Consider the following 16,611-nt stretch of genomic DNA (forward strand, 5'->3'; position numbering starts at 1 on the left):
GCTTTTATCGCTCGGCCGAGTAGACGCTGCAATATGATCTTCGAGTCCCTCCCGACGACGCCCCGCTCCGAGGAGCTTCTCGACAAGGCGTTCTCGCGGGCGGCCCGCGCGGGGCGCTCGAAGTCCGGGCTCGACGCCCAGCAGTCGATGCTCCAGACGGCGTCGTCGATCCTCGCCGACAACCTGGAGAACGTGGTCACCCAGTGGCCCGACTTCGGGACCGTCGACCCCTTCTACTACGAGCTCGCGGACGCGATCGTCGACGTCGACGACCTCAGACAGAGCCTCTCGCAGGTGACGTGGGCTAGCCGACAGATCCGGCAGCTCCGGGAGGAGTACCAGCCGAAGCTCCGGAAGACCGACCCCGAGACGGCCCGGAAACACCGGAAACAGGCGTTCGCGCGGATGGCCGACGTCGTCGAGCAGGTCGCCGACGACCTCGAACGGATCGGGGAGGCCCGCGACGCGCTGAAGGGACTCCCGGACATCCGGCCCGACGAGCCCGCAATCGTGGTCGCCGGCTACCCCAACGTCGGGAAGTCGTCGTTCGTCAACCGCGTCACCCGCGCCGACAACGAGATCGCCCACTACCCGTTCACGACCCGCGGGGTCCACGTCGGCCACTTCGACCGCGACCGGATCCGGTACCAGATCATCGACACGCCGGGACTGCTCGACCGGCCGGAGGAAGATCGCAACGACATCGAGCGACAGGCCGTCAGCGCGCTCGAACATCTCGGTGATGCGGTGGTCTTCGTTGTGGACGCCAGCGAGGCGTGCGGCTACCCGCTGTCGGCGCAGCTGTCGCTCCGCGACGCCGTCGCCGATCGGTTCGGGAAACGGGACGTGCCGGTGCTCACGGTGAACAACAAGAGCGACCGGTCGCGGGACGTCGACGCCGACTACCAGATGAGCGTCGAAACCGACGAGGGCGTCGATGAGGTACTCGACGCCGCGGTCGATGCCGTCGGCTGGGAGCCGGAGATCCCGCCGTCGCGACAGGAGTGATCGGTCCTTGCGGGTCGGGTGGGCGCGTCGACCCTGCGACTACGCCGCCGCGACGTACGTCACGTCGACGGTCGCGGTGACGGTCACCGATCCGGCGTCGAACGTGGTTCCGCGGTCTCACGCGCCGCGTACGCGGGACCGACCCCACGCCGGTACTCACCGACTGGACGCCCGCGATCGACAGGTCCGCCGCGGAGGCGATCGTGTCAGCGTCGGCCCGCGCGGCACCCACCGCCCGCCCGAGGGCCTGTTCGCGGAGTTCGGCCCGGCGCTCGTCGCTGAGCGTGAACGTCACGCGCCGAACCTCGTCGGCACCGTTGCCGACGGCGACGTCGACGACGGTATCGGCGGCGTCGATCCGGCAGGCGTGGACGGCTTCGTGACCGACGGCCGTCCGTTCGTGGTTGCCATCGAACCGGGGGTGAATCCGATAGTACGCCGTCGTCACGGCGTCGTCGACACCGGCCCCGCGGAGGGCGTCGCGCATCCGCATCGCGTCCGCCGCCACTGCTTCACGCGCGTCCTCAGCCGTATCGGCTCGGGCCGTGACGGTGACCGTCACGACCGCCCGGTCGGTCTCCGCCGAGGCCTCGCCAACTCCGCTCGTGGAGATCGTCCGCGGTTGTTCCCCGGACTCGGCATCGCCCGCCGGCGTGCCGCCGCCCGTCGTCTGCAGGGCCGCCCCACAGCCTGCAAACAGCACGAGGGCTACCACAGCCACCGCGCCGCACCGGTTCGGCCGTTCATACCGTTCTCCGGACGGGAGCGGTATTCAATACGCCCTTGACACAAGGAGTTCGTTGCGTCTCCGCTCACTCGGGCTCGCGATCGACCCCGACGTACCTGATCTCGACGCGGATGTCGGCGTGGCCGACTGGCCCGATCGGATCGGGTGCGGCGGCGCTCACCTGCTCGCGGATGTCGTCGCCGGCCGCGGGCGGCGACGACGCGGGGGGATACCCGACGGTCACCACTACCGATCGCGGCGTCTGGAGCGGGAACCCCTCGTATGTGGCTTCGAGATCGAGGACGGTCGCCGCCGGCGGGAGTTCGGCTTCGATCGCGGCGGTCGCGTCTTCCTCGAAGCCGGCCGTCCGGTAGGAACTGTACGTGAACGTCCCGAGGAGCCCGGTGAGAAGCAGGAGCACGACCGCGAGCACGGAGATACGCTTGAGGGTCGCCGTCCGGGCGTCGTCCTCGCGGAACCAGAGCCGCGGTCGGTAGCCGTACCGCCACAGCACGATCAGGGCGACGAGGTTGATCGCGAGGACGTTCACGAGCACCAGCACGCCGGACCCGAGCACCGTCGCCGGCTCCCCCCACGCGATCCCGATGCCGACGACGGCGGTCGGGGGGACCAACGCGGCGGCGATCATCACGCCGACCAGCGCCGAGGAGACGCCCGACGCCAACGAGACCGCGCCCGCGGCGCCCGCCCCCAGTCCGATCACGAGCGAGAGGATGTCCGGGGCGAGCCGCTCGCGGACCTCGTTGATCGCGAACACCTCATCGGCGGATAACGGCACCACGTTCGTCGTCCGGATCAGGAGCGCGAACGCCGTCGCGGCGCCGACCGCGACGAGCCCGCCGAGCGCCTGCAGTTTGATCCCGCGGAGCGCGAGCTCCGGATCGTCGACGACGGTCCCGACGCTGGCGGCCATGGCGGGGCCGATGAGCGGCGCGATCACCATTGACCCGACCACCACGGCGGGCGAATCCAGGAGCAGCCCCGCGGTGGCGACGATCGCACTGACCGCCGTCATCAGCACGTACGGTCGCAGCGGCAGCGCCATCCCGCTCGCGCGAGCCACGAGCTCCTCGCGGGCGATCCGGTCGCCGTTGCCGGCCTCGTTCCGGTCGGCGTCGTATCTGTCTTCGAGGGCCTCGAACCGCTTCGAGACCACCGTCTCGGCCTGCATCACGACGGTGTAGGCGTTCCGCTCGATGCCGACCTCCCGGAGCCGATCGAGGATCGGCTCCACCGCCGACGTCGGGAGGGGAAAGGTGACGACCGCGGTGTAATCGCGCCCGCTGGTCTCGTCGGAGAGGGCGTAGTCGACGTCCTCCTCGTCGAGCACGTCCAACACGGCCTCCCGTTTCCCGGTCGGGACCATCACCTGTACGAGTCGCACGTCCGTCGATCACGTCCGTCGGACAAGAATCCGGCGGGTAGCGGCGGAAAGCAAACAGTCGGCACAACCCCGACCCCGCGCCGACGTGCCGAGCAACCGCGGCCCGACGCGGGATGACACTCACGTCACGGCGACGCTGGTCCCGGCTTCGGGCTTAAATCCTCGCCACGCCCAAACGCTCATAGCCGTTCGCGTCCCACAACCTGTCGATGCGACCGGTCTCGGCGTCGAGTCTGGTCACGCCCTTCGAGAGCGGCGTTCGGGGAGTTCTCGCACAGCACCGGTCGCTGTCGGCGCCGGTCACCGACCTGTTGGCGGTGGCCGTGTGTGCGGTGTACGCCGCCCAGGCGGTCCAGGCAGTCCGGTGGGGTGCGCCCTCGGTGTACGTCGCGACCAACTACGCGTACCTCCGTGTGCCGTGGCTGGCGTGGCCGCTTTCCCCGCTGCTCCACGGGGGACTCGTCCACGTCGTCCCCAACCTGCTCACTTTGCTGGCCTTCGGCCGGGTCGTGGAGGCACACCTCACCACCCGCCGGTTCGCGGCGATGGCCGCGGTCGCCGCCGTCGGCTCGATCGTCGCGCTTGCGGGGTGGGGGCTGGCGTTCGGCTCCCGCCCCTACGTCGCGGCGTACGGCATCAGCGGCGTGGTGTTCGCGGCCGGCGGGTTCGCGGCCGTCCACTTCCCGGCCCACGACCGAGTGACGGATCTGGAGCTGCTTGCGGTGCTGTTCGGACTGTGTGCGATCGGCCTCGTCGCCGTCGAGGTCCTCGGCGCCGCGGTGTCGCTCTCGCCGGCGAGCGTCAACGTCGGCCACGCGGCGGGCCTCCTCGTCGGCCTCGCAACCGCCGCCCTCGTTCACGACTGTTCGGACGTCCCGGTCGTCGGCGGGCAGTCGACCGACGGCGACCCGTGAGCGGCGGCAGCGCGTCGAAACGGTCGTCCGCCGGGAGTAGAATTATGCCGGATCGATACAATCGTTGGGACGATGGAGGACAGCGAGTACGAGGAACTCACCTCGTCGTTGACGCCCCACGAGTCCGCGGGCGGGGTGACGACCTACCGGAACACCGTGAGCATCGCCTGCCCAGCGTGCGGTGACCCCTTCGACGATCTGGTCATCTGTGAGGACGAGTACAACAGCTTGGAGCTCAGTATGCTGCTGGACCTCTGCGTAACCACGCACGAAGACGAGGTCCTGCTTTTCACCCACAAGCAATAGCCCGCGGTCCCGCCGCCGCGAGTCGGGCTACTCCCGCAGGTCGATCCGCTCGGGCGGCAGCCCCTCCTCGTTGACCACGTCGCCGTCGTCGTCGACGGTGACGACGCCGCGGTTGTTGACCGCGTGGGGATCGAGGCCGACCTCCTCGAGAAACTGTTTGTAGAGCCGCTCGGCCGTCTCGCCGTCCTTCTGGCGATCCGAGGCGCGGTCGCAGAGCTCCACCAGGTTCTCGGGCACGTCGTTCTCGTGAACGATCCAGTGGTTCAGCAGGTCCGAGAGCCGCCGGATCGGCGAGGTGAAGTGGCCGTAGATGTCGAAGTTGAGCGCGTAGTGGCCGCCGAAGGGATCGTTCATGTATTTCGCGCGCGGCATCACCTTCAGCACCGCCCGCTGGATCTTGTTCAGCGCGCGCTTCTCCGAGTTCTCCAGGGCGTCGTTGACCGCTTTCCGGGGGTCGTCCCAGTTGGCGCCCGAAATGCTCACGCCGTCTAAGTCGTTGATCTCCCGGAGGGCGTCGTTCCACTGGTCGGGCGTCGGCTGCGGGTGGACCCGATACATCGCCTCGACCCCGCGGTTCCACATCAGTTCGTGGGTGACGGCCTTGTTGGCCTTCAGCATACACTCCTCGATGATGGTGTGGGCGCGGTCCCGGCTCGGGTTCAACACGAGGGAGCCGTCCGCCTTCCGCTGTTCGTGGAGTGCCTCGGCGAGTTCGTAGACGAGGGCGTTCTCCTCGTGCAGCGGCGCATCGGGGTCGTCGAGCCGGCGCTCGCACTGCGTGTAGGTCAGCCGCTCGTCGGAGTGGATCACCGACTTGTAGATGTCCACGGACTCGAAGGAGAGCGACTCCTTCGCGATCTCCATCTCGACGGTGTGTGCCAGCCGGTCCTCCTCGGGGACGAGCGAGCAGACCGTCTCCGCGAGGATCGGCGGGAGCATATGAACCGTGTAGCCGGGGAGATAGACCGTGTTGCCCCGCTCGATCGCCTCGGCCCACATCTCCGAGTCGGGGTGGACGTAGTGGGTCACGTCGGCGATGTGGACCCACAGCGTGTACGTCTCCTCCCCTTCGCGGATGCTCAGGGCGTCGTCGAAGTCCTGGGCGTCGACCGGGTCAGTGGTCCAGGTCGTCAGCTCCCGGAGGTCCTGCCGGTCGTCGAGTTCCGCCTCGATCTCGTCTTGCACGCCCTCGGTGCGGGCTTCCGCCTCCGACCGGACCTCTGGCGGGAACGCGTCGCGGATCTCGAACTCCTCGAAGAGCTCCTCGCGTTTCTCCTGGAGCTGTCGGGCGAGGTCGACGGAGATCTCGACGGGACCCTGTCCTTCGGGCGTCCCGGCCTGCGATTGTGCGTCGTTCGACATACCAGGGTCTACTCCGGAGAGGTAGTTAGCTTTTTGCAAGCGCTAAGCCCCCGTCCTCAACGCCCGAGCGGAGCGAGGGCGTAGGTCGAGGATACAGCACCGTCATTATCTGATCAGACACTGTTCTGTTGCAGACTCACACAATGGCAAATTTTATGCGTGTAATGCGTATAGTACGCACGTAGTGAGACGGAAAAATATCACTATCCGAGAGAATCAAGCCGAGTGGGTAGAGGAAAACCACCTCAACCTCTCGTCATTCGTCCGTGACAAACTCGACGAACTCATCGAGGAACGAGAGTAGCGGATGTACTACGCCTACAAATATCGCCTCAACCCGTCCGACGCCCACCGTGAGGAGTTGGACCGGCACCGCGATATTTGTCGGCAACTCTACAACCACACGCTCTACCGTCTCAACGAGTACCAAGACGAGCACGGCGAACTGCCGTCGATGACCACACTGCGGTCGGAACTCCCCGACCTCAAGCAGTGGTGGGACGGCCTCTCGGACGTGTACTCGAAGGTGCTCCAAACCGTCGTGGAACGGCTGTTCGACAACCTGAGAGGACTCTCAAAACTCAAGGACAACGGCTACGACGTCGGTCAACTCAAGTGGAAGCCACCACGGGAGTTCCGCAGTTTCACGTACAGTCAGTCTGGCTTCAAGCTCGACAAGAAGGGCGGTCAGACTGTCCTGTCACTCTCGAAACTCACAGACATACCGATTCGGCTCCACCGCGCCATCCCCGACGACGCCGCGCTCAAACAGGTCACGCTCAAGAAGGAACCGACGGGCGAGTGGTTCGCCACCTTCGGCGTCGAAATGGACCGTGAACCGCCCGAACCGCCGGAGAATCCCAAAAAATGTGTCGGTATCGACGTGGGGATTCTCAAGTACGCCCACGACACGGATGGGACGGCGGTCGGGTCGCTTGACCTCTCGGACGAACGCGAGCGGTTGGAACGCGAACAGCGGTCCCTCTCGCGGAAGGAACACGGGTCGAACAACTGGGAGAAACAACGGCAACGAGTCGCGGAGTGTCACGCAGCCCTCCGACGGAAGCGCCGTGACTTTCTCCACAAGCTCTCGAACTACTACGCTCGGGAGTATGACCTCGTGGCGGTCGAAGACCTGAACGTGAAGAGGATGATGGAATCGCCGTCAAACAGCCGCAACACGGCGTCGGCGGCGTGGCGAACGTTCCTCTCGTTGCTTGAATACAAGTGCGATCGAGAGGGGGCACACTTCGTTGCCGTGAACCCGAGAGGGACGACCAAGGAGTGCGCGTCGTGCGGTGTTTCAACCGAAAAGCCGTTATGGGTCCGTGAACACTCCTGTCCTGCGTGTGGGTTTGAGGCGGACAGGGACGCGAACGCGGCGTGGAACATCCTTTCTCGCGGCCTCGAAGATGTAGGAGTGGGACACTCCGAATCAACGTCTGTGGAGACTTCGCTCCCTGTGGATACATCCGTATCTGCAAAGCGCGTCGTAGAAGCAGGAAGCCCTACCCTCAAGGAGCGAACGGCATCAGCCGTGAGCGAGTAGGGTAGGGTAGTTCACTGGTGTCGCACGGATACCGTTTGCTGAGTACTGGAATCGTTGAGAAAGGTGACGTGATGGCCCCGGAAGCCCCCGCGTTCTCGACTCCCAGGACTCGCTGCGGTCCTCGTCGCTCACTGCGTTCGCTCCTGCGGTCCTTGCTTCGTCCGGGTTCGTCGAGAACGCGGCCCCTTCCAGTCCCGCCCGACGGTGGACTTCTCGGCCGGCATCGTTTACCGGACGAGCCGCGGGCGACGCCCGTCGGCTGGCCGACCGCGAAGCAATAGCGGTTTACTCACCCCGACCCGACCCGTAGCCGTGTCCCGTTCGCTCCTCCCCGCGGAGGCCCGCCGCGGTCTGCGCGACGTCGCGCCCATCCTGCTCGGGGTGGCGCCGTTCGCCCTCGTCGCCGGTGCGACCGCCGTCGACGCCGGGTTGTCGCCGCTCCAGGCCGCCGGGCTCTCGGTGATCGTCTTCGCCGGCGCGTCGCAGCTGGCAGCGATCGAGTTGCTCGGCGACAACGCCGAACTCCTGGTCGTGCTCGCCACCGGCGTGGTGATCAACCTCCGGATGCTGATGTACTCCGCGTCGATCGCGCCGCACTTCCGGCCGTTCCGTTCGCGGTGGAAGGCGCTCTGTTCGTACGTCCTCACCGACCAGGCGTACGCGCTGTCGGTGACGCGGTACACCGGCACCGACGACCTCGACTCCACGGCCCGGCGACAGTACTACCTCGCGGTCGCGGGGTCGCTGTGGGTGGTCTGGCAGCTCTGTTCGCTCGTCGGGATCGTCGTCGGCGCGCGGGTGCCGCCCGCCTGGGGCCTGGAGTTTGCGGTCCCGCTCGTCTTCCTCAGCTTGCTCGTCCCCGCCACGACGTCGTGGCCGAAACTCGTCGCGGCGGCGGTCGGCGGCGGGGTCGCCGTGGCGGGGGCGGCGCTGTCGGTCCCGCTGAATCTCGGGCTGATCGCCGGCGGGACCGCGGGCGTCGTCGCCGGCGTTCTCGCGGACGGCCGGCTCCCGAGTGACGGCGACGACGCGGACGGAGGGGCCCACTGATGGCCACCGAGTACGGCCCGGCGACGGTGTGGGGGGTGATGATCGCGCTGGGCGTTGCGACGTTCGGCATCCGCGCGTCGTTCGTCCACCTGTTCGGCCGGATCGACGAGGTCCCCGACCGGGTGACGAACGCGCTGCGGTTCGTCCCGCCGGCGGTGTTTGCCGCGCTCACCCTCCCCGCGATCGTCGCCCCCGAGGGGGCGATCGCGATCGTCGGCAACGAGCGGGTGGCGGCGGCGGTCGTCGCGGCGGCGGTGGCGTGGTTCGTCGACGACATCCTCGCGACTATTCTCGCCGGAATGGCCGCCTTCTGGGCGCTCCGGTTCGGGTTCTGATACTGTCGGTTATAACTACGTGAAGATTTTCGACACCCCGGGGTGTCGAAACCCGTCACGGGACTATAGCCGACAGTATGATGCGTTTCCGGGGGCAGTCGTTCCCGCCCGTTCCGAACCGGTCGCTTCGGACAGATACGGCGACAGCGCGGGGTTCCCGGAAACGCCCGACGCCGCTATCTGTGCTTTTATACCGTTGCGCCGACCCATACACCACGTGGAGGTGACATAGTGGCCACCACGGGCGGGCCGAACCTCATCGGGATCGTGGCCGCGATCATCGGGATCGGGGTAATCGCACAGATCCTCTCGGACCGGTTCCGGATCCCGAGCGTGGTGTTCCTCATCACGGCGGGCGTCCTCCTCGGACCGGAGGTGCTCGGCGTCGTCGGTCCAAACTCCTTCGGGAACGCCCTCGGCGCGATCGTGGGGCTCTCGGTCGCGATCATCGTCTTCGAGGGGGCCTTTCACCTCCGGATCGACGACCTCCGGAGCGCGCCGGGAGCGACCCTCAAACTGATTACGGTTGGGGCCGCGATCGCCCTGGTCGGCACGGCCGTCGCGGTCCGGTTCCTGCTCGGCGCGGCGTGGGACGTGTCGTTCCTGATCGGCGCGCTTCTCGTCGCAACCGGCCCGACCGTAGTCACCCCGATCCTCGAGGTGGTGCCCGCCCGCGACCGCGTCGAGACCGCCCTGGAGACCGAGGGGATCGTCAACGACGTCACGGCGGCGATCCTCGCGGTCGTCGTCTTCGAGGCGGTCAGTCTCGGGAACAGCTCCCTCACGGAACTCCTGACGCTCTTCACCGAACGGCTCGGGATCGGGATCCTGGTCGGCGGCGTCGTCGGCGCTATTCTGTACTATGCGCTCCAGTACATCGACCTCTCGCCGGGGAGCGCCCCCCGAAACGCCCGGCTGCTCGTGCTCGCCGGTGCGCTCGTTGCTTACGGCGCCGCCGACACCATCGCGACCGAGGCGGGGATCGCCGCCGTCGCCACCGCGGGGGTGTTGCTCGGGAACCTCGGAGTCCCCTACGAGGAGGAGATCTCCGCGTTCAAAGGCGACGTGACCCTGATCGTGCTGTCGTTCGTCTTCATCGCGCTGGCGGCGCTGCTACGATTCGACGTCCTCGCGGAGATCGGCCTCCGCGGGCTCGCGGTCGCCGGGATCGTCGCCCTGGTGCTCCGGCCGCTCCTGGTGTTTCTCTCGACCGCCGGCGATCGGTTCACCACCGGCGAGCGGTGGTTTATGAGCCTTGTCGGCCCCCGCGGGATCATCCCCGCGTCGGTCGCGACCCTGTTCGCGATCCAGTTCCGGAACGCGGGACAGGCCGCAGCCGCCGACCTCCTCGTTGGGACGGTCTTTCTGGTCATCTTCGTGACCGTCGTCTTCGAGGGGGGCTTCGCCAGACGGATCGCGGAATACTTCGACATCATCCCAATGCGTGTACTCATCATCGGAGGCGGGACGGTGGGCCGATCGCTCGCCCAACGCCTCGAAAGCCGCGGCGAAAACGTCGTGCTCGTCGAACAGGACCAGGAAAACGTAGAGACCGCCCGAAACGCGGGGTTCACCGCTCACCACGGCGACGGGACCGACACCGAGGTGCTCCGATCGGCGGGGGCGAACAACGCCCGAATCGTCGTCGGTGCGACCGGCGACGACGACGTGAACCTGCTGGTCTCACAGCTGGCTCGCTCGAAGTTCGACCCCGAGACGATCCTCGCGCGGGTCAACAACCCCGACAACGCCGAGGCGTTCGAGGAACTCGGGGTCCGGGCGATCTCCTCAACGGTCGCGATCGCACAGGCGATGGACAACTACATCGAGCGGCCCTCGATGATGGACTGGATGGCCGAGATCGGCCACACTGGCGAGATCCAGGAGGTCGACATCACCTCGGAGGACCTGATCGGTCGGACCGTCGAGGAGGTCGGGCCGAAGTTCCCCGAGGACTGCCTCATCGCCCTGATCCAGCGGGACGGCGAGACCAAGGTTCCCCAGCCGGACCTGACGCTCCAGCGCGGCGACCGCCTCACGATCATCGGCGGCCGCGAGGAGGTCCACGAGGCGCTCCGGTTCGTCCATCCCGATAGGTGACGCTCCGCCGGCCCGAACGCTTCGCCACCCCGACCCGGCGGTGAATCTACGGTCCCCTGCCACGACCCCCGTTTGGCTGCCACGACACCAGGCCGCCCCGGTTTCGACGCGCTTATGCAAGTCGGACGGCAACACTTTTGGGATGAGTGACCGGGCTCTCGAAGTCGTCGAGTTCCTCCTCACGGCGAATCTCTACACGGAGGATCGCGGTCTCGACGAGAACGATCTGCCGCCGCGGTACCGCCGGGTGTTCTGGACGGAACCGTCAGAGGAAGAGGAGTCGGGCGACGACGACCCGGACGTCGTCGATATCGAACGCCCGCTCGTCGTCACCGACTCCGTCGCGCGGAAGGCGACCGGGGTCGAGCACCCCTGGGAGACGGTCTCGGACCTGCTGTTTACCCAGCGCGAGGAGTTCTCCGGCCGGCTGTCCGTCACCCAGCCCGAGATGGCGCTGGAGTGGTACCTCGACCGCGCCGACCGCGAGCGGCTCGCGACCAACCCCACGATCGCCGCCCACGCGGAGGACCGCGACGACGTCGACGTGACCCACGAGGAAGCCAGGGATCAGACCCGACCGATCCAGGCCGACCGGGTCTGGATCGACAGCCTGCTCGAGGAGTACTTCGACGCCGACGAGGACGCGGAGATGCTCGATCTCGTCCAGGTGCGTGCCCCCGAGGAGATCGAGATGACCCTCGAGGACCTGGTGTTGACCGGCGACCAGGAGGGGGAGATCCAGAAGCTGATGCAGGCGATCGAACACCGGGAGTACCTCGCGGAGATCGGGCTCCGGGAGATCGGGAAGATCCTGTTCGTCGGCCCGCCGGGAACCGGCAAGACGACCGTCTCGCGGGCGCTGGCACACGAACTCGGGCTCCCGTTCGTCGAGGTGAAGCTGTCGATGATCACCAGCCAGTATCTCGGCGAGACCGCAAAGAACGTCGAGAAGACCTTCGAGGTCGCAAAGCGGCTCTCGCCGTGTATCCTCTTCATCGACGAGTTCGACTCGGTGGCGAAGACCCGCCGCTCCGACGAACACGCCGCGCTGAAACGCGCTGTCAACACCCTGCTGAAGAGCATCGACGACATCTCCTTGATCCGCGACGAGGTGATCCTCATCGGCGCCACCAACCACCCGGATCAGCTGGACTCGGCGGCGTGGCGCCGGTTCGACGAGATCGTGAACTTCCCGAAGCCCGACCGGGAGATGCGGGCGGACATCCTCCGGATCATCACCCGCCGAATGGAGATCGACGACTTCGACCCGGGCGAAGTCGCAGAGTTGACCGACGGGATGACCGGCTCGGACCTCCGGATGGTGCTTCGGGAGGCCGTGTTGGAGGCGCTGACCGAGGAGCGGACCACGCTCACCCAGGACGACATCGTCGCCGCCGTCGAGGACTTCGAGGAGCGGGACAACCTCAAGAACATGAGCGACTTCGACAACTGGCAGGGCTCGCCCGGGGACAACTCCGGGTCGGGGACCCACGACCACGCCCACGAGATCGAAAAGAGTAGCTGAGACCCGGCCCAGCTACGTTCCCGTCGGAAACCTCTCCCGGCCGGTGACGGATCGACGCCCGCTACCCACTCGTTCGGTGCGGTCGACTCGCTGAGCGTCGCGGAGTTCTCGCCGGGTTCCGACGTCCGGACGACGCGGAGCGTTTCCCGTTCCGGTCGGACGCCTTCACCTACGGCGCGGCGTCGCCGGCGGCCACTGACGCCACAACTCGTCCCCCGGCCGACCTGCCGCCGCGCTCGCTCGGGCAGTTTATCCCTCGGCGGCGCCGAACCCGGGACGATGCGGGTCACCCTGCTGGGCACCGGCGACACCACCGGTACGCCCACGGTCGGCTGCGATTGCGACACCTGCGCCGAGGCGCGCCGCCGGGGCGTTGAGCGCACGCGGTTCTCGGTACACGTCCGGAACGAGCGCACGGGCGAGTCGGTGCTGATCGACTTCAGTCCCGACTTCAGACGCCAGTTTCTGACCCGCGAGGTCGACCTCCCCGACGCGGGGATCGTCACCCACATCCACTTCGATCACCTCGACGGCCTCGGCAACGCCTACCGGCTGTTCGACGACCTCCCCGTCTACGCGGCCGACGAGACTGACACCGTGACCGGCGAGAGCGTCGCCGACACCGTGGCCCGGAAGTACGACTACCTCGACCGGGTCGAGTCCCGGCCGCGGGCCCCCTTCGAGCCGTTCGAGGTCTGCGGGCTGGAAGCGACGCTGGTGCCGGTCGACCATCCGCCGCTGGTCTGTTATGGGCTCGCGATCGAGGACCCCGAGACCGGCGCCAAACTGTCGCTGTCGGGCGACACCACCTACGACATCCCGGCGCGGTCGCGGGCGGTCCTCTCCGATCCCGACCTGTTTCTCGCAGACGCCATCGTCCCGGCGTCGCTGTGCGAACACCACCCGCTGGGCGGGGACCACCACGACGCCGAGGGGGTACCGCGGACGTTCGGCACGAAACACATGACCCGGGAGGGGGCGCTCGACCTCGCCAGGGAGCTCGCTGCCGCCGAGACCCGGCTGGTCCACTCCGCGCACTTCTACCCCGCCGCGGAGGCGTTCGAGGAGCCGCTCGCGGTCGACGGCGAAAGGTACGACCTGTGACGCGGGCGACCTCCGTTCCGTCCGGCGACAACATTTAAATATTCGTCGCGGAGGTGCCGTGGCTGCACGCCTCCCTGTCCCCTAAACCACAGGGGTGCGTACGCTATGACGCAATGACCAAAGCAGCAGTCATCATCCTCGCAGGTACGGAGGGACACGAGAACCTCGGGCGGCTTGCCAACGGGCTCGAAGCCGCAACGGAATTCGCCGAGAACGACGACGACGAACTCGAACTCATCTTCGACGGCGCCGGCACCCAGTGGATCCCGGAACTCGAAGACGAGGACAGCGACTATCACGACCTCTATCGGACCGTCCGCGACGACACCTCGGTGTGTGATTACTGTTCGGGCGCCTTCGGCGTCGCGGACGCGGTCGCCGACGCCGGCCTCGTGACGCTCGACGACCACGACGGCCACCCCAGCATCCGCTCGCTGGTCGACGACGACTACGAGATCATCACGTTCTGAAAGCGGCGTCACGCGACGGTTCGCACCCGCGATTTATTAGCCGACCGGCTGTGAGATTCATCGAACGCATCCGATGTCCGTAGCACAGCCATGACCGTCCTGCCCCGCCTCCCGACGGCGAGACGTTCCCGGGAGCTCCGCCGGTGACGCTTGCGGCCCTCACCCCGGCGACGGCCGCAGCCGTCGCGCTCGTGGTCCTCGTGGCCGGCGCGACCAACGGCGTCGCCGGGTTCGGGTTCGCCGTCGTCGGGACGATGGCGCTCGCGACGCTTCTCGACCCCGCGACCGCGGTCGTGTTCATGATCGTGCCCATCTTTTCGGTGAACCTCTCGCTCGTGAGCGACCTCTCCGTCCGGGAGTTGCGGACGTGCAGCGCGCGCTTTTGGCCGCTGATCGCCGCCGCTCTGGTCGGGACGGTCGTGGGAATGGCGGCGCTCCAGCGGGTGCCGGCGGCGCCGCTCCGGGTCGGGCTCGGCGTCCTCACGCTGGGCTTCGTCGCGACCGCCCAGCGGGCCGCCCCGCTCCCGGCGTGGGTCTCGTTCGGGGGCGACGCGTTCGGGTCCCGGCCGTGGATGGCCGCCGTCGGCGGGGTTTCGGGGCTGCTGTTCGGCGGCACCAACGTGGGCGTCCAGTTGATCGCGTACCTCCGGAGCTTCGACCTCTCACACGGCCTGTTCGTCGGCGTGGTCGCGCTGGTGTTCCTCGGACTCAACGGCGTCCGGGTCGCCATCGCGGGCGCCTTCGGGCTCTATCCGAGCACCGCCGTCGCGGCGGCGTCGCTCGTGGCGGTCCTGCCGGCGGTCGTGGGCGTCGCGGTCGGAAAGCGGCTCCGGGAGGTCGTCGGCGAACGTCCGCGGCGGCTGGTCGTGCTCGGCCTGCTCACGCTCGTCGGGGTCCGACTCGTCGCCGGCGGGCTGGGCATCGCCTGACGGGGCGGCGGGCCACGGACCGCCCGGTCGACCCCCGGCCCGATCACGCCCGCCGGACGAGGTGGGCGCGGACCGACCGCTGGCACTCCCGACACGCGTCGTCGAGCCGCGCCAGGGTCACGACCACCGGGAAGTCGACGGCGAGTCCCTCGTAGATGCTCCCGACGAGATCGCGGTGCCGGAGTCCGGCGTCCGCGCCGACGGCGGTCGTCGACGCGAGGGCCGACTGCCGGTCGGCGACAGCGTCGTCACACCGGTCCCGGTGGGTTGCGAGCGACTCGTGTCGGCGCCGCAGCGCGTCGAAGCCGAGTTCGGTCAGCGGGGTCTCGTCGGCGGCCGCGATCCACGACGAGACCGACGCCACGGTGTCGGCGGCCGCCTGCAGCGACTCGGACTCCCGGTCCAGCGCCCGACACAGCACGTCGAGTTCCGCCCGTCGGCGCCGGGCCTCGGTCAGGATGCCCCGCTTGAGTCCGGGCGAGAAGGGAACGTTCGACGCCGGCGCCACGGCGACGGCGATCGACTCGGTGAGTTCCCGGCGGATCGTCGCCGTGAGCGACGCCGACTCCGACACGTCCGGTTCCGCGCTCGCGTCGACGTTTTCGGCGAGGGCCTTCGGGTGAACCGTCTCCGCGAACACGGTCCGGACCGACTCACACCCGCCGGCACCCGACGTTTCCGTGCGCCGTGCCAGCCCGCCGGTGCCGGCGACGCCGGACGTTCCGGCGGGCGAGGAGTCCGCCGAGAGGTCGGCGACCCGGTCGAGGAACGACTTCATCCCGGCGCGCTTGGCGTCGGCAGCCGCGCGCTCGGCCTCGACCCGCTCGGCTGCCGCGTCGATGTACGTCGTCTGCGACATCCTACGCGGGCGAACGGATCGGCGCGTTCAGTAGGCCCTCGGGGTCGCTGCCACCCTCGAACGCGAGTTCGAGACGCCACCCGTCGCCGACGGGGTCCACGCGTACCCGCGTGGGGACCCGGTCGGGAAGCCGGCGGACGAGGTCGACGACGATCGGCAGTACCGGTAGGTGTCCCTCCCGCGGGGAGAGGGCGTACTCGGAGAACCGAACCGTGGCGACGTCGGGGGCGGTGGCCTGGGCCCGGTCGGCGCGTTCGGGCGGGGAGAACTCCCCGACGACGTCGCAGTCGACGAGCCCGGCGAACGTCGCCGTCACCGGATCGCCCTCGCCCTCACAGGTGCCCAGGCGCTCGGCCGCCCGCGTCAGGACGGCCGCCTGCTCCGTTCCGTCGAGCCGGTCGGCGAGCGTCGCCGCCATACTCTCGAGCAGGCACAGACAGAGCCCGTCGGGGGTCGGCAACGCCTCCGCCAACTCCGTGTACCGCTCCATCGTCGCCCGCTCGACCTCGCGGAATCCGCAGTCCGACAGCGACTCGAACGTCGCCGCGGCGACGCAGTGACATCGCTCCACAAGCCGGCCGCGGCCCCTGGGCTCGCTCCCGGCAGTGCCCGTGACGATCGGCGCCGAGAGCGACTGCTGAGCCCCCGCAGGGCCGGAACAGTCGTGTCCCGGCTCCGTCGTTCGCCGGTCCCGCGCCTCACACACGATGAGATCGTAGTGGGGGACTTCGGGGTCGTACCGACGGAGCGCCGCCCGGTATTCGATCGCCGCGCTCACGGCGCGGCGTGCGGCCGCCCGGTCCCCGAACCGCTTGTCGGCGACCGGCACCGGACGGTGGCCGGTCCGGCCACAGACCACGTAGTACGCGCCGTCCGTCTCGGCGAGTCCCTCGATGCGTTCCCTGATCCCGACGAGCGTCACGCCGACCGTCATCGGCCTCCCTCCCGCGTTGCTGTGCGATGCTGGT

Annotated in this window: 15 protein-coding genes and 1 pseudogene; 11 read left to right on the forward strand and 5 right to left on the reverse strand. The window is 68.2% G+C overall.

Annotation, left to right across the window (positions count from 1 at the left end; all coding sequences use genetic code 11):
* Positions 1–33 precede the first annotated feature (33 nt).
* Positions 34–1,008, forward strand: a complete 975-nt coding sequence (locus H5V44_RS11940; RefSeq protein ID WP_185193363.1) for an NOG1 family protein — start codon at positions 34–36, stop codon at positions 1,006–1,008.
* A gap of 190 nt (positions 1,009–1,198) precedes the next feature.
* On the opposite strand, the pseudogene H5V44_RS11945 reads toward H5V44_RS11940, so the two are convergent.
* A pseudogene (locus H5V44_RS11945) lies at positions 1,199–1,729 on the reverse strand (SIMPL domain-containing protein); the annotation flags it as partial.
* Between the two features lie 91 nt (positions 1,730–1,820).
* The gene (locus H5V44_RS11950) at positions 1,821–3,140 is read right to left on the reverse strand and encodes a TIGR00341 family protein (RefSeq protein ID WP_185193364.1); all 1,320 of its coding nucleotides are present in this window, start codon (positions 3,138–3,140) and stop codon (positions 1,821–1,823) included.
* Positions 3,141–3,349: 209 nt separating this feature from the next.
* On the opposite strand from H5V44_RS11950, the gene H5V44_RS11955 reads away from it, so the two are divergent.
* Both H5V44_RS11955 and H5V44_RS11960 read left to right on the forward strand, forming a co-directional pair.
* Entirely contained in the window at positions 3,350–4,054 is a 705-nt protein-coding gene (locus tag H5V44_RS11955) for a rhomboid family intramembrane serine protease (protein WP_185193365.1), read from the forward strand.
* A gap of 72 nt (positions 4,055–4,126) precedes the next feature.
* On the forward strand, positions 4,127–4,360 hold the full coding sequence (locus tag H5V44_RS11960; RefSeq protein ID WP_185193366.1) for a DUF7385 family protein: 234 nt from the start codon (positions 4,127–4,129) through the stop codon (positions 4,358–4,360).
* 27 nt (positions 4,361–4,387) lie between these two features.
* On the opposite strand, the gene H5V44_RS11965 is transcribed toward H5V44_RS11960, so the two are convergent.
* Positions 4,388–5,722, reverse strand: a complete 1,335-nt coding sequence (locus H5V44_RS11965) for a ribonuclease catalytic domain-containing protein (RefSeq protein ID WP_185193367.1) — start codon at positions 5,720–5,722, stop codon at positions 4,388–4,390.
* A 307-nt stretch (positions 5,723–6,029) separates the two neighbouring features.
* On the opposite strand from H5V44_RS11965, the gene H5V44_RS11970 reads away from it, so the two are divergent.
* From H5V44_RS11970 to H5V44_RS12005, 8 genes are all read left to right on the forward strand, one after another.
* Positions 6,030–7,271, forward strand: coding sequence for an RNA-guided endonuclease InsQ/TnpB family protein (locus H5V44_RS11970; protein ID WP_185193368.1), 1,242 nt, complete (start codon positions 6,030–6,032; stop codon positions 7,269–7,271).
* A gap of 312 nt (positions 7,272–7,583) precedes the next feature.
* Positions 7,584–8,321 carry an AzlC family ABC transporter permease gene (locus H5V44_RS11975; protein WP_185193369.1) on the forward strand — a complete coding sequence of 246 codons (738 nt, stop codon included), beginning with the start codon at positions 7,584–7,586 and terminating at the stop codon, positions 8,319–8,321.
* Complete coding sequence (locus H5V44_RS11980; RefSeq protein ID WP_185193370.1) at positions 8,321–8,656, forward strand: AzlD domain-containing protein; 336 nt, start codon at positions 8,321–8,323, stop codon at positions 8,654–8,656. The genes H5V44_RS11975 and H5V44_RS11980 overlap by 1 nt, the downstream gene beginning before the upstream one ends.
* Positions 8,657–8,887: 231 nt before the next feature.
* Positions 8,888–10,756, forward strand: a complete 1,869-nt coding sequence (locus H5V44_RS11985) for a cation:proton antiporter domain-containing protein (RefSeq protein ID WP_185193371.1) — start codon at positions 8,888–8,890, stop codon at positions 10,754–10,756.
* 142 nt (positions 10,757–10,898) lie between these two features.
* Complete coding sequence (locus H5V44_RS11990) at positions 10,899–12,281, forward strand: ATP-binding protein (protein ID WP_185193372.1); 1,383 nt, start codon at positions 10,899–10,901, stop codon at positions 12,279–12,281.
* 279 nt (positions 12,282–12,560) lie between these two features.
* Positions 12,561–13,385: an MBL fold metallo-hydrolase gene (locus H5V44_RS11995; protein ID WP_185193373.1), complete on the forward strand. Its 825-nt coding sequence runs from the start codon at positions 12,561–12,563 to the stop codon at positions 13,383–13,385.
* 113 nt (positions 13,386–13,498) lie between these two features.
* Complete coding sequence (locus H5V44_RS12000) at positions 13,499–13,855, forward strand: DsrE family protein (RefSeq protein WP_185193374.1); 357 nt, start codon at positions 13,499–13,501, stop codon at positions 13,853–13,855.
* Positions 13,856–13,998: 143 nt separating this feature from the next.
* Positions 13,999–14,784 carry a TSUP family transporter gene (locus H5V44_RS12005; protein ID WP_185193375.1) on the forward strand — a complete coding sequence of 262 codons (786 nt, stop codon included), beginning with the start codon at positions 13,999–14,001 and terminating at the stop codon, positions 14,782–14,784.
* Positions 14,785–14,827: 43 nt separating this feature from the next.
* On the opposite strand, the gene H5V44_RS12010 is transcribed toward H5V44_RS12005, so the two are convergent.
* Both H5V44_RS12010 and H5V44_RS12015 read right to left on the reverse strand, forming a co-directional pair.
* On the reverse strand, positions 14,828–15,643 hold the full coding sequence (locus H5V44_RS12010) for a DUF7260 family protein (protein WP_185193376.1): 816 nt from the start codon (positions 15,641–15,643) through the stop codon (positions 14,828–14,830).
* A gap of 1 nt (position 15,644) precedes the next feature.
* A complete protein-coding gene (locus H5V44_RS12015) occupies positions 15,645–16,577 on the reverse strand; it encodes a DUF7551 domain-containing protein (RefSeq protein WP_185193377.1) in 933 nt (310 codons plus the stop codon).
* Positions 16,578–16,611 lie beyond the last annotated feature (34 nt).

The sequence above is a fragment of the Halobellus ruber genome (assembly GCF_014212355.1).
GTDB classification, from domain to species: Archaea; Halobacteriota; Halobacteria; order Halobacteriales; family Haloferacaceae; genus Haloquadratum; species Haloquadratum rubrum.